This window comes from Geobacter sp., from assembly GCF_027327745.1.
Lineage (GTDB): Bacteria > Desulfobacterota > Desulfuromonadia > Geobacterales > Geobacteraceae > Geobacter.
The window spans coordinates 1-13068 of the sequence record NZ_DAHVYG010000012.1; the positions used below are offsets into that span (position 1 = coordinate 1).

A 13068-nucleotide genomic window follows, 5' to 3' on the forward strand; every position below is an offset into this window, starting at 1 on the left:
TATATACGTTTAGTTAGCTCGTCTACATTTCGTGTATATATTCTATTTAAATTGCAGTTTACTTTCAGATCTTTATCAATTATGCCTAAATTTACATCTATTGTTTTGCTTCGAGCGCATGATATAATTGATACAATCACGAAAAATATAATCGCAAGATTGGCAGTAGTATTCAATGTCTTTGTCATTTTGTATTCCACACCTTCAGTTCATTAAACCAACTATTAGGCCTGATAGTACCTTTTGAATTTTGTACCTTAAGCCCAGATCCAGAATTGTTTATAACTTCACTAACTGCATCCTTACAATTGTTACTATAAAGATTATAATCTTTACCTTCATAATTGTGTAGCATCTGACTTCTGAGAGCGCTCTTTGCAATTTTGTCATCTTGTAACTTATTTGTTTTGATTACTACTGAGCCCTTTGGTGGTCCTTGTACAGGTTCTATCGACACACCAGCAGGTGCATTTGACCCCAACAAAAATCCAAGATTTCCTCCTGAAGAAGTATCCCCCGCAGCTCCTTGGTTATACGCATACCAATTACCCTTTGAGTCCTGGAAATATAGAGATGCGTGACCATTACCTCCAGCCCCATTGGGGTCGACTATAAAAGCAACGTCCTTTCCGTCTGGATCGATATACTTGTTTGGATTGTTGAGCGCATACGCATAGGTATTCAGCCGTTGCGGATTCACCAGCAGTTTCTCATTGGTCTTGCTGGTGTTGGGATCAACGGCCCTGACCGGATCGGGAGCGATGAACCGGCCAATTTTCGCATCCTCATACCTGGCTCCGAAGTAGGAGAGCCCCGTCTCCTCGTCCTTCTCTTTGCCGACAAAACGCCGGTCGTTCGTTGCTGCTCCGGTAGTCGAATTCTCCTCCCCGAACGGCTTGTAGTCAGCCTTCCAGACCACCGCCCCGCTTGAATCGGTCATGGCCAACGGCGTCCCGGCCGGGTCGGTGTGGTAGAAATACACCTGGTCTGCCATTAACGGCTGGGGCAAACCCCAGCACGTAAGAATCAGAAAAAAGACTGCCTCTAAGATTCTCTTGACGCTCATATCCTATCTCCTGAACGAGTAAATACTGATCCTGTCAAGGATGCCAAACAGTCACATTAGCCCAAGCTGCAAGTTATTTATAAAATATAATTTTTTTTCGCTAATTAACATAAGCCGCTTGCCAGGTCAAGCTATAAACGTGACATTGATGTTAAAAAAAGTTAGCCACTTCTTACCTAGTGGTCATCCCCGGAGCACGAAACCATATAGAGCCGAGCATGAAAACATCTTCGGGAGGCCCAGAGAAATCTGGCCTGCTGCCATCTCCCACAATGCCGGGAAATGCACCACGGAACAATCACCTCCTTGACACGTCCGGCTCAATCCGGTATCTTGAAATCTACTTTCATTTTTATTTTCACGGACCGGCCATGAAAAAACACTTTACGCAAGAAGACAAACTTCCCCGCCACGAAGTCTGGCGCGGACTCGGACGCCATTTTCCCGACGACCGGGAATGTATCGCCTCGTTTCTTGCCCTGGAAGCGGCGGAGGTCATCGAGGGGATCAAGCCGGGGAACCTCATCAGTATCAGCGGGCGTCCCCAGTGGTGTGGCAGGAACCTCTCCGGCCTCTGGCGGCGGTACGGCGGAGAGCTTCTCGCTGAAAGCGGGCTGGCGGCAGAGGCCCTGGCGGAAGAAGAGGGGACGATCCTTCTCTACATCTACCGTCCCGAGGCGCTCGACGGCCTCCTGGAGCGCAGGAGCGTGAAGGTCATTCTCGAAAAGGCGGGGTACCCGGGCCCGGCGCGGACCGGCGAGCTGTTCAACGAGCTGCGAAAGAGAATGAAGGGAGGGGGATTCCCCCACGAAATCGGGATCTTCCTCGGCTATCCGCTCAAAGACGTGGTGGCGTTCATGGGGTGGGTCGCGATCCCCTTCGCCTGCCAGGGTCCCTGGAAGATCTACGGCAACCCCCACGAAAGTCTCGACCTGGCGCTCCGGTTCCGCGAGTGTCGCTGCCGGATGGCCAACCGGCTCGTCTCCTGCTGCTCCCCTCTGGAATGCCTGAGGGGCGCGGCCTGACAGCGCCCCAAGGACAAGGGGACGTTGGCGTGCTGTATCTGCCGATTGTCACCAGATTTTGTGCCATGATTTTTCTCGCACAACGGGGTCCGAGCTAACCGGCCGCCCGTTTTTTGGCGGCCCGCGTCGAGCTCGTTGTTAGACGCGATGGTTTTTCGATCAGCCGGCCACTGACAAACTTATGCAGAACACTGGCAATAAGAGTTTGATATGGTACACCCTCTTCTAGCGCTCGCGCCTGAATGTCCATCAGATCGGGAGAGGAAAGTCGAATATTCACCCGTCTGTCCTTAACAAAGGTAGCCTGAGCAGCAGCTTTGAATTTGTCTTTTTCTGTCTTGGATGGTCTTTCGGAAACTAGCTCACCTTTGTCGTAAGCCCCTTCTAGTTCTTTTTCGTATTTGTCTGCTTTTTTCATTTGTTACTACCTCCGCCCAGATAATCTCTGGTTGCCTTCCGGCTTGGGATGATGGTTTTTAGGAAATAGTGCTCTGTTTCCTCGACAAACGGCACGAGATAGACATAGTCCTCGAAGCACACGACCAGAATGCGCTGGTTTGGGTATTTCGACTCGTTGGGATGTCGCAGGATGTCAAGAAGTCCGTCACCCTCTAGTGCGAGAACAATCTCCTCAAAGGATATTTCTCGATCAACCTTAAGCCGTTCATTTTTCTCATGATTCCAGCGAAAAGTTTTCATGGTGGAATTATACCTTGATGTGTGCCTTTTGTCATCAGATTGTTGGGTGGGGTTGCGTGTAACGTCGTGTGAGATCATCTGACGGCATTTTTTGTCAGGTGTATCTTCCCGGGCAAAATTCCGGACAAAAATTCCGAAAATTCCGGAAAATTCCGTGCCAGTCAGGACGGTGAAAGAGGCCAGGAGCCCCTTCGACTTTCAGCCATCAAATCCTCAGGCACTCGGGCACGGTCACTTCTCTTCCCCGTACTGCGCCGCGTGGTAGGAGCTCCGCACGTAGGGGCCGCTCTCCACATGGCCGAATCCCAGCGACAACCCCTTCTCCCGCAGCCGGTCGAAGCGCTCGGGCCGGACAAACTCGTGGACCGGATGGTGGCTGCGGCTTGGCGCCAGATACTGGCCGAGGCTCAGGTACGAGCAGCCCGCCTCCCGCAGGTCCGCCATCACCTGCAGCACCTCTTCCTGGGTCTCGCCGAGGCCGAGCATGAGCCCCGACTTGGTCCTGGCGGCGGGTTCCAACTCCTTCAGGGTCCGGAGCACTGCGAGGGAGCGGCCGTAGTCGGCCCCGGCCCGGATGAGGTAGAGACGCGGCACGGTCTCCACATTGTGGCCAATGATGTCGGGGGAGGCATCTACCACCGCCTGCAGGCTCCCGACGCTCCCCTGGAAGTCTGGGATCAGGAGCTCCACCGTGGTGGCTGGGGAGGCGTTTCGGATGGCGGCGACGGTCTCGGCATAGTGGCGCGCCCCGCCGTCGGGGAGGTCGTCGCGGGTTGGGCTCGTGATCACCACATGGGAGAGGGCGAGCCGGACCACCGCCTCGGCCACCCGCCCCGGCTCGCCGGGATCGGGGGGTAAAGGCGTCTTCTTGGTTACGTTGCAGAAGGAACAGAGGCGGGTGCAGTCGGCGCCCAGAATCAGAAAGGTCGCCTGCCGCTCCCGGAAGCACTCGGTGATGTTGGGGCAGCGGGCCTCCTGGCAGACCGTGTGGAGGCGAAGCTCGCCCAGGAGCCCCTCCATCTCGGCGTGGGCGGCGGGGTTGATCCTCTTCTGCAGCCATTCGGGCTTGCGGACGATGTTCATGGGCTCTCTCCGTGGATGTTCCAGGCGTCGGTGCCGTAGCGCTCCGCCGCAAGCCGCGCGGCGGTGGCCGCCTCGGCCGCCGTGAGGGCGGAGGGGACGAGGGTCACGCCAAGTGCCGTCGCGAAGGAGGCGGCAAGGCGCTTCCCGAGAACGGGGGCATCCTCCGTCACCCCCAGCTCGGCGAGGCTCGCCGTTCCCTCCTGAAATCCCGGCGGCACCTGCCGGAGAAACGGCAGGGCCCGCTGCAGGGCGGGGCGAAGCGGGATGGATCCGTGCTGGAAGACGACATCCTTCAGCCGCCGCTGGGCGTTGCCGCCAATCTTCCTTCCGCCGGCGAGGATATCGTACTCCTCCCTGCCGGCAAAGCAGAGGGGGGTCCGGAGCCCGAGGCGCTCCGGCGGGTGGCGTTCCCGCGCCCAGGAGGCGTCGATGCCGAGCCCGGCGTAGAAGTGGAGCAGAAAGCGGGTGAGGGTCCGAAACGACTCCTTCACCCCCCGCCCGCCTGGGATCTGGGGGGGCGCGCAGACGACGGCGTAGGTCAGCTCCTCGGCGTGGTAGATCACCCCGCCGCCGGTGATCCGGCGCACCACCGCAATCCCGGCGGCCCGGCAGCGCTCCAGGTCGAGCGCCTCCTCCCCCCTCTGGAACCTTCCCAAAGAAAAAGCCGGTGGCTCCCACCCGTAGAGGCGGAGCACCGGCAATGAATGAGCGGGATCAAAATGCCGCAGCAGCGCCTCATCCACCGCCATGTTGGCTCCCCCGTCGAGGGGGCCGGTGTCGATGAGGCGCCAGGGGCCAGGGTTCTGCAAGGGGTCAGCAGCCAAAGTAGCTGACGTTCTGCTCCCGCGCCGCCCTGGTCTCGTCGAGGCGGGTGACCGGCATGGTCTTCGGCATCTCGGCGAAGGCGGCCGGCTCCTTCTCCGCCAGCTCCGCCGCCTCGCGCATGACTGCGATGAAGGCGTCGAGAGTCTCCTTGCTCTCGGTCTCGGTCGGCTCGATCATGATCGCCTCTCTGACGATGAGCGGAAAGTAGACCGTCGGCGGGTGGTACCCCCGGTCGATGAGGAACTTGGCGATGTCGATGGCGTGGACCCCGTTCTTCGTCTGGCGCCCCGCCGAGAAGACGCACTCGTGCATGCAGGTCTGGTCGTAGGGGAGATCGTAGACGTCCTTCAGGCGGTTCATCACATAGTTGGCGTTCAGGACCGCCTGCTCGCTCACCTCGATGAGCCCCTCTCGGCCGAGCATGGTGATGTAGGCAAAAGCCCGCGCCATCACCCCGAAGTTGCCGAAGAAGCCGGCGGTGCGGCCGATGCTCGCCCGGTGCGGAGCGAAGTCCACGGCGTAACTGCCGTCGTCGTGCTTCACGATCCGCGGGTCGGGGAGAAACGGGACGAGCTGCTTCTTCACCCCCACCGGACCGCTCCCCGGCCCGCCCCCGCCGTGGGGAGTACCGAAGGTTTTGTGGAGGTTCACGTGGATCACGTCGAAGCCGACGTCGCCGGGGCGCACCTTCCCCAGGATGGCGTTCAGGTTGGCGCCGTCGTAATACATGAGGGCGTCGTGATCGTGGGCGATATCGCAGATCTCCTTGATGTGCGGGTTGAAGAGCCCCAGGGTGTTGGGGCAGGTCATCATCACCGCCGCCACCTCGTCGGTCATCACCTCCCGGAACTTGTCCAGGTCCATGTCGCCGTAGGGGGCGGTGGGGACGGTGATGATCTCGTATCCCACCATGGCGGCGGAGGCCGGGTTGGTGCCGTGGGAGGAGTCGGGGACCACCACGTACTTCTTCCTGTTCCTCTTGGCCTTGTGGTAGGCGGCGATCAGCATGATCCCGGTCATCTCGCCGTGGGCGCCGGCCAGGGGCTGGGTGGTCACCTCGTCCATGCCGGTGATCTCGGCAAGGACGCTCCCCAGCTCATGGACGAGCCCGAGGCACCCCTGGCTGAAGGAACTCCCCCCGGGGAGGAGCGGCACCATGGGGTGGAACGGCGCGAAGAGCTTCGCCGCCTCTTCGATCGCCTTGGCGTTGTACTTCATGGTGCAGGAGCCCAGCGGATAGAAGTGGGTGTCCACCGAGAAGTTTTGGCGCGACAGGTTCGTGAAGTGGCGCACCACGTCCAGCTCGCTCACCTCGGGAAGGGGGGCGGCCTCGCTCCGCGCAAGGGCGGCGGGAAGACCGGCGGCGGCAGGGACGTCGCTCGCCGGGAGCCGCACCCCGCGGCGCCCGCTCCGTGATTGTTCGTAGATCAGCTCCATAGCACCCCCTCCAGCTGCCGGGCGAAGGTGTCGATCTCCTCCTTCGTCCGCTTTTCGGTCACGGTCACCACCAGGCAGTTCCCCATGTCGGGGTAGTACGGCCCCAGGGGGACCCCCGCCACCACTCCCCGCTTGAGGAGCCCCGCCACCACCTCGTCGGCGTTTTTCCGCAGGCAGAGGGTGAACTCGTTGAAGGTGGCGGAGCCGTTCATTACCTCCACCCCGGAGAGCCCCCCGAGGACGCTCTTCGCGTACTCGGCCTTGTCGTAGTTCAGGCGGGCGAGCTCGGCGAACCCTTCCCTCCCCAGGGCCGAGAGGAAGATCAGCCCCCGCAGGGCACAGAGGCTCTGGTTGCTGCAGATGTTGGAGGTGGCCTTGTGGCGCTTGATGTGCTGCTCCCGGGCCTGCAGCGTCAGGACGAACCCCCGCCGCCCTTCCCGGTCCACGGTCTCGCCGATGATCCGGCCCGGGAGGTTGCGGATGTACCCCTTGCGGGTGGCTATGAAGCCGAAGGAGGGGCCGCCGAAGGAGAGGGGGTTGCCGAGGCTCTGGCCGTCCCCCACCACGATGTCGGCCCCCATGGCGCCGGGACTCTCCACGAGCCCCAGGGCCACCGGGTAGGCGGAGACCACGAGAAGCACACCGGCGGCGTGGGCGTCGGCGGCCAGTTTGCGGAAGTCGCTCACGCTCCCGAAGAAGTTGGGGTTCTGGACGATGACCGCCGCCGTGGCGTCGTCGATGGCGGCCCGCAGCCGCGCGTCGTCCTCCATCCCGAGTTTCGGTCCGATCTCCACCAGCTCCACGTCGAGACCCGAGAGATAGGTCCGGACGATCTCCCGGTGGAGCGGATTCACCGCGCCGTCGATCACCAGACGGCTGCGGCCGGTTATCCGCAGCGCCATCAGGGCCGCCTCGGCCAGGGCCGTCCCGCCGTCGTAGAGGGAGGCGTTGGAGACCTCCATCCCGGTCAGGCGGCAGATGGCGGTCTGGTACTCGAAGAGCGCCTGGAGGGTCCCCTGGGAACACTCGGGCTGGTAAGGGGTGTAGGCGGTGTAGAACTCCGCCCGCCCCGAGAGGTGGTCCACCACGGTCGGGATCAGGTGGTCGTAGAAGCCGCCGCCGACGAAGTGGGTGAGGTGCTGGGCGTTCTTCCCGGCCAGGGCCTCAAAGCGGCGGAGCATCTCGAACTCCGACATCCCCTCCGGCAGGTCGAAGGAGCGGGCCCGCAGTCCGGCCGGTATGGGGCGGAAGAGGTCATCGACGCTCGCGACGCCAATGGCCGCGAGCATCTCCCGGATCTCCTCCGGGGTGTTGGGACAGTAGCTGGTGCCGCTCATTATTCCAGGCCTTTCAGGTAGTCGTCGTACTGCGCGCGGGTCATGAGGTTCTTAAGTTCCGCCGGGTCGGCCATCTCGATCCAGGCGATCCACCCGGCGTCCTCGGCCGCCTCGTTCACGATCTCGGGACGGTCGTTCAGGGCCTCGTTCACCTGGGTCACCGTGCCGGAGACCGGGGCGTAGATGTCGCTTGCCGCCTTCACCGACTCAATGGCCGCCAGGACCTCGAACTGCTTCACGCTCTTGCCGATCTGCGGCAGCTCCACGAAGGTGACATCTCCCAACTGGTGGGCGGCGTACTCGGTGATCCCCACCGCGGCAACCCCTTCCTTGACCTTGACCCACTCGTGCTCCTTGGTGAAATAGGTTTCCATGGTAAATCCTCCTTATAATCGTAATGAAGAACGGTAAAAGCTGTAGGGGCGGCGCTTGCCCCGCCCTTTTTGGCATTGGGGGATTCAGGGCGCAGCAAGCAGCGCCCCTACGACCGCAGCGACCCGCCCTTGTAGAACGGCAGTTCCACCGCCGTCGCCTCCATGCTCACCTTGTCGTGGCGGATGGTGAGCGGCGCGCCGAGGACGGCGGCCTCGGGCTTCACGAAGCCGATGCCGATGCCGCAGCCGAGCATGGGGGAGAAGACGCCGCTCGTGACGGTGCCGACCCGCTCCCCTTCGAAGCAGATCTCGTAGTCGTGGCGCGGCGAGCGGCGGGAGCCGACCTGGAAGGCGACCTTGGTCCGCGTCACCCCGTCGGCCCGCTGCTTCAGGAGCGCCTCTTTCCCGACAAACGCCTTGTCGAAGTTGACGAACGCCTCCAGTCCCGCCTCGATGGGGGTGGTGGCCTCGTCGATGTCGCTGCCGTAGAGGCTGTATCCCACCTCCAGCCGCAGCACGTCCCGGGCGCCGAGGCCGGCGGGTTTCACCCGCGGGTCCTCCAGGAGCCGGTGCCAGAGCTCCACGGTCTTCGCCGCCGGAAGGAAGATCTCATAGCCGAGCTCGCCGGTGTAGCCGGTGCGGCTCACGATGGCCTCCACCCCGAGGACCTTCGTCCGGATGAACTTGAAGTAGGGGATGGCGGCGATCTCCGGTCCGACCACCCCGGCGAGTACGTCGCGGGAGAGGGGGCCCTGGAGGTCGAGCTTGCCGGTCTCCGCAGTGATGTTGCGGAACTCCCCTCCCGAGAGCCGCGCCGAGATGGCGGCGAAGTCCTTGTCGATGGTGGCGGCGTTCACCACCACCATCGCCTCGTCGGGGGCGAGGCGAAAGACGATCAGATCATCAATGATGCCGCCGGCATCGTTCAGGAGAAAGCCGTAACGGGAGCGCCCCACGGGGATCGACGCCACGGAGAAGGTGAAGACCTCTTCGAGCCCCGAGGCGACGAGGTCCCCCCTGAAGAGAAACTCCCCCATGTGGCAGATGTCGAAGAGGGCCGCCTGCTCGCGGCACCATTTGTGCTCGGCGATGATCCCCTCGTACTGGATCGGCATGTTCCAGCCGCCGAAGGGGGCCATAAGGGCTTTCAGTTTCACGTGTTCGGCTGAAAGGGGGGTGCTTTTGAGAGGTTCCATAGGGCTTTACCTCGTAGGAGAATTACCGGGGGGATCAGGCGAACAACTCTAAGATATTTGGCCTGGGTTGTAAACTTTTTTGAGGGGGTCCCGGCTACTCTTTCCGGCAATTGACTTGCGCCGTTTTGTTGCTAGAAGTTAATAATCCGACTTTCCTTCCACGACGCAACCACCTGAAAAATCGATAGAGGAGAAGAAGCCATGGTGATTAGATGCGAGAAGTGCGGACGGGACCTGGAGAACGGTCTCTGCATCGGATGCGGTGACACCCCGCAGCGCTGCACCTGCGAGGAGAAGGAAGAAGAGGCGGAATAGCCGGCGAGCCTTCGGGTAAGGAAATCGTCGTGCCCCTGAAAGGAGTCCGCAGATGAGGCATGCCCTGGTATTCGTTGGGATCCTGCTCGGCGCGGCCTTCACCGTCCTGGCCGCGGACCCGTTCCCGGCAAAACGGCAGGCCATGGTGGAGCACGACATCAAGGGCCGGGGGATCCGGGACCGGCGGGTGCTGGAGGCGATGGGGAGGGTCCCTCGGCACCTCTTTGTCGACGAGCGCCTGCGGAGCCAGGCCTACGCCGATCATCCGCTCCCCATCGGCGAGGGGCAGACGATTTCCCAGCCGTACGTGGTCGCCCTGATGACCGAGGCCCTGAGGCTCCGCCCCTCCGACCGGGTACTGGAGATCGGCACCGGCTCCGGGTACCAGGCGGCGGTGCTGTCCGAACTGGTGAAGGAGGTCTGCACCATCGAGATCCGGAAGTCCCTCGCCGAGATGGCGGAAAAGAGGCTGCGGGAGCTCGGTTATCGCAACGTCCGGGTAAGGTACGGGGACGGCTACTTCGGGTGGGGGGAGCGGGCCCCCTTCGATGCCATCATCATCACGGCGGCGGCCAACCACATCCCGCCCCCCCTCATCAGGCAGCTGAAGGATGGAGGGAGGCTGATCCTCCCCCTCGGGAGCACGGTCTACAGCCAGACCCTCACCCTGGTGACGAAACGGGGCGGCCGGCTCGCCGTGGAGGAGATGGGGCCGGTGGCCTTCGTGCCGATGACCGGCGAGGCGCAGAAAGGGAAGTGATCACCGCGGGGGCGCCCCGCCCCCCATGAAATGCCGGAGGTTGAGAAAGGCGAGGAGATAGGCCGCGGCCCCCAGGATCAGGACGACGGTGAAACCGGCCGCCGTGGCGAGCATGATGGCAAGGATCGGGGCAAGGACCGAGAAGCAGCCGTTGATCGCCCACGCCCACGGGATGAGGGACGGAGCGGCCTCCCCCAGGATGCGCATCCCCGTGGGAAAGGGGATCCCCATCAGGAGTCCCGGGAGGGAGACCATCAGGAACACCAGGCAGATCTTCGCCGGGAGCGCCAGGGGAGCCAGGGCGGCGGAGGCGGCCGGCAGGAAGGCGCCGCAGACGAGGATCAGCAGGGCGATGGCGGCCACGGTGGCGGGACTCTGCAGCAGGGCGATACGGTGCCCGAGGAGGCTTCCGGCCCCGGAGCTGACCAGCAGGCCGGCAAGGACAGTCGCCACCGCGTAGGAGGGGTTCTCCAAGGGAAGGATGCTCTTCTGGATCAGGGCGGTCTCCACGAACATGAAGCCGCAGCCGAGAAACGCCACGTACGGGAGGAGCCCCCTGCCGCCCCCCCCTTTCGGCGGGGCGCTTTTTCCGGCGGCCAGGGGAAGGAGCAGGAGCACCAGGCTCAGAAGCACCACCTGGAGGAAGACCGCCGGCACCACATACCCCTCTTCCAGGAAGAACTCCCACTTTTCCCCCATGATCCGGTAGACGTCGCCGAGTCGGCCCAGTTTCAGGAAGTAGTGGAAAAACGGCCGGTCGTCGCTGACCGGTGCTATGTCGAAGGGGTAGGCGGCCATGAACCGCTTCCGCCGCTCGGGGGAGAGGATGTTTGAGACGGCCTCGAAATAGTCGTTGGAGCGCATCTTCACATGCACATTGGCCTCGGCGGCGGTGAGCCCCGGGTAATGGACCGGGTCGAACCACCGCTCGGCCGCAAACCTCCTGATGGCTTCGATATCGGCGGCGGTCAGGGGGGAGAGTTTCGCCAGCAGGCAGAGCGCCCCCCAGCTCCTCACCACCGCCAGGTGCCGGGACGGCTCCCGGATCCCCCGTTTCTCCATGGCCGCAATCAAGGTGGCGAGGATTCTCAGCTCGGTCCGGGGCGGGGGGATGAGGTAGAGGTTCACCCCCAGCACGCCGTCGGGCCGCAGGTGCTCCAGGTACTCCCCGAACGCCTCGACGGTGAAGCGGTAGTCCTCCGCGATCCCGAAGGAGCCGTAGGGCTCCGTCCCCATGGGGGAGAGGTCGATGATGTCGAACCGCTCCCCCCTCCCCCGCAGCCACGACCTCCCGAGGCCGGTGAAGGTCCGCTCGCCGTAGATGTTGCCGGCGAACTCCCGCCAGTCGTCCCGGATGACCCGCACCAGGAGGGGATTCGATTCCACCCCGACGATCTCCCCGGCGCCGAAGCGGCGCGCCACCAGCACCTGCAGCCCACCCCTGGGGTCAAGAACGAGTACCCGCTCCCTCTTCCCGAGCACGTACGGGAGGGCGGAAGGGAGGTATTCCAGGAAATCGAGGCCCCGCCCGCTTCCGGCGGCGGTGATGGCGCTCACGTCCCCGCCGTCGACGGCGAGCCCGGCCTGCGGGGGGAGCGGCTCCAGATAGCGCAGCGATAGCCCCGGGGCGAAGCGGACCGCTGGGCTCGTGAAGGTATCCACCCGGGCGAAGGGGCTCACGTAAGTCTTCAGCGCCCTGGCGCCGGGGAAGCGGAGGGCGCTCTCCAGCCCCTTGTACGGGGAGATGCGCAGCCGCGCGAATCCGGGCTCTGCAACCAGGATGGAGAGGCTAAGGAGGGCACAGAGAAGCGCCCCGATCCGCAGCCTCGCGGTGCCAGAGACAACGGCCGCAGTTAAGGGGGCCAGGGAGAGGACGAACACCGCCCGCTCGGGGGCCAGGCTCCCCAAGAGGAGGAGAACGCCGAGGGAACCGGTGCCGGCGCCCAGGAGGTCTGCCCCGTAGAGGAGCCCCGACCGTTGGCTCTGCACGGCGAACCCGGTCGCGACGACGAGCCCGGCGCAGAAGAAGGGGATGGCGAGGATGACGTAGTACAGCAGGATGGCCAGGAGCTGCGTCCTCTCCCAGGTGAGCCGCACCGGATCGAAGGGGACCCGGTTGGCGAGGAGGTAGCTCAGGGGGATGGCGGCACCGAGGAGCAGGGCGTAGCGGCCGAGGTGCTCGATCTTCTTCAGGCGGGGATAGAGGGAGAGCGCCGTGCCGCTGGCGGCAAAACCGAGCATGGCGATGCTGATGATCATGAAGGCGAAGTGGTACCAGAGGGATATGGAGAATATCCGGGAGAGCGTCACCTCGTAGGCAAGGCTTGCCACGGAGCAGAGGAAGATGGTGATGGGGGTCTTTCGTTCGGTGGTCACGGCCTCGGAGCCCGATGCGTGGTATACTTCATTGCGTGAATTTTACTTTAAGTATACCCGAGAAATGCCATGAGACTCCATTTCACGAAAAATCTCGATGCCCGGCGCGAGACCATGATCAGGGAGCATCTCCTCGGCCGGGACATCCACGACCCGATGGTGATCCGGGCGATGCGGGAGGTCCCCCGAGAGGCGTTCGTCCCCGAGGAGATGTTCGAGCTTGCCTACGAGGATTATCCGCTCCCCATCGGCGAGGGGCAGACGATCTCCCAGCCCTACATCGTGGCGTACATGGCCCAGGCCCTGGAGCTGGCGCCCACGGACCGGGTGCTGGAGATCGGCACGGGGTCCGGCTACGCGGCCGCCGTGCTCGGCACGATTGCGGCCGCCGTCCATACCGTCGAGCGGCTCCACAGCCTGGCGGAGACCGCCCGCCTGCGGCTGGAGCTGCTCGGGTACGACAACATCCTCATCCATGAGGGGGACGGCACCCTCGGCTGGCCCGACCACGCCCCCTACGACGCCATCGTCGTCACCGCCGGCGCGCCGCAGGTGCCGAAACCGCTCCTGGAGCA

General features: G+C 63.0%; 13 protein-coding genes. 3 read left to right on the forward strand and 10 right to left on the reverse strand.

The window, feature by feature from the left end:
* Window positions 1-184: 184 nt before the first annotated feature.
* Window positions 185-1066: an RHS repeat-associated core domain-containing protein gene (locus M6689_RS02490; protein ID WP_298267423.1), complete on the reverse strand. Its 882-nt coding sequence runs from the start codon at window positions 1064-1066 to the stop codon at window positions 185-187.
* Between the two features lie 371 nt (window positions 1067-1437).
* Between M6689_RS02490 and M6689_RS02495 the strand changes: the two genes are divergently transcribed.
* Complete coding sequence (locus M6689_RS02495) at window positions 1438-2091, forward strand: DUF3793 family protein (RefSeq protein ID WP_298267425.1); 654 nt, start codon at window positions 1438-1440, stop codon at window positions 2089-2091.
* Between the two features lie 94 nt (window positions 2092-2185).
* Here M6689_RS02495 and M6689_RS02500 read toward each other — a convergent pair whose 3' ends face one another.
* The 8 genes from M6689_RS02500 to gcvT form a co-directional block, all read right to left on the reverse strand.
* Complete coding sequence (locus M6689_RS02500; protein WP_298267427.1) at window positions 2186-2509, reverse strand: hypothetical protein; 324 nt, start codon at window positions 2507-2509, stop codon at window positions 2186-2188.
* Window positions 2506-2790, reverse strand: coding sequence for a toxin (locus M6689_RS02505; RefSeq protein WP_298267429.1), 285 nt, complete (start codon window positions 2788-2790; stop codon window positions 2506-2508). Before M6689_RS02505 ends, M6689_RS02500 begins: the two co-directional genes overlap by 4 nt.
* A 231-nt stretch (window positions 2791-3021) precedes the next feature.
* Window positions 3022-3873, reverse strand: coding sequence for a lipoyl synthase (lipA, locus tag M6689_RS02510; RefSeq protein WP_298267431.1), 852 nt, complete (start codon window positions 3871-3873; stop codon window positions 3022-3024).
* Window positions 3870-4682: a lipoate--protein ligase family protein gene (locus tag M6689_RS02515; protein ID WP_298267434.1), complete on the reverse strand. Its 813-nt coding sequence runs from the start codon at window positions 4680-4682 to the stop codon at window positions 3870-3872. The genes lipA and M6689_RS02515 overlap by 4 nt, the downstream gene beginning before the upstream one ends.
* A 4-nt stretch (window positions 4683-4686) precedes the next feature.
* Window positions 4687-6135, reverse strand: coding sequence for an aminomethyl-transferring glycine dehydrogenase subunit GcvPB (gene gcvPB / locus M6689_RS02520; protein WP_298267436.1), 1449 nt, complete (start codon window positions 6133-6135; stop codon window positions 4687-4689).
* Window positions 6126-7472 carry an aminomethyl-transferring glycine dehydrogenase subunit GcvPA gene (gene gcvPA, locus M6689_RS02525; RefSeq protein ID WP_298267438.1) on the reverse strand — a complete coding sequence of 449 codons (1347 nt, stop codon included), beginning with the start codon at window positions 7470-7472 and terminating at the stop codon, window positions 6126-6128. Before gcvPA ends, gcvPB begins: the two co-directional genes overlap by 10 nt.
* The gene (gcvH, locus tag M6689_RS02530) at window positions 7472-7846 is read right to left on the reverse strand and encodes a glycine cleavage system protein GcvH (protein ID WP_298267440.1); all 375 of its coding nucleotides are present in this window, start codon (window positions 7844-7846) and stop codon (window positions 7472-7474) included. Before gcvH ends, gcvPA begins: the two co-directional genes overlap by 1 nt.
* 107 nt (window positions 7847-7953) lie before the next feature.
* Complete coding sequence (gene gcvT / locus M6689_RS02535) at window positions 7954-9042, reverse strand: glycine cleavage system aminomethyltransferase GcvT (protein ID WP_298267442.1); 1089 nt, start codon at window positions 9040-9042, stop codon at window positions 7954-7956.
* A gap of 367 nt (window positions 9043-9409) precedes the next feature.
* On the opposite strand from gcvT, the gene M6689_RS02540 reads away from it, so the two are divergent.
* Window positions 9410-10117: a protein-L-isoaspartate(D-aspartate) O-methyltransferase gene (locus M6689_RS02540; protein ID WP_298267444.1), complete on the forward strand. Its 708-nt coding sequence runs from the start codon at window positions 9410-9412 to the stop codon at window positions 10115-10117.
* Here M6689_RS02540 and M6689_RS02545 read toward each other — a convergent pair whose 3' ends face one another.
* Entirely contained in the window at window positions 10118-12493 is a 2376-nt protein-coding gene (locus M6689_RS02545; protein WP_298267446.1) for a hypothetical protein, read from the reverse strand.
* A gap of 69 nt (window positions 12494-12562) precedes the next feature.
* Here M6689_RS02545 and M6689_RS02550 point away from each other — a divergent pair.
* The coding region (locus M6689_RS02550; protein WP_298267449.1) for a protein-L-isoaspartate(D-aspartate) O-methyltransferase at window positions 12563-13068 on the forward strand (506 nt) is incomplete at its 3' end.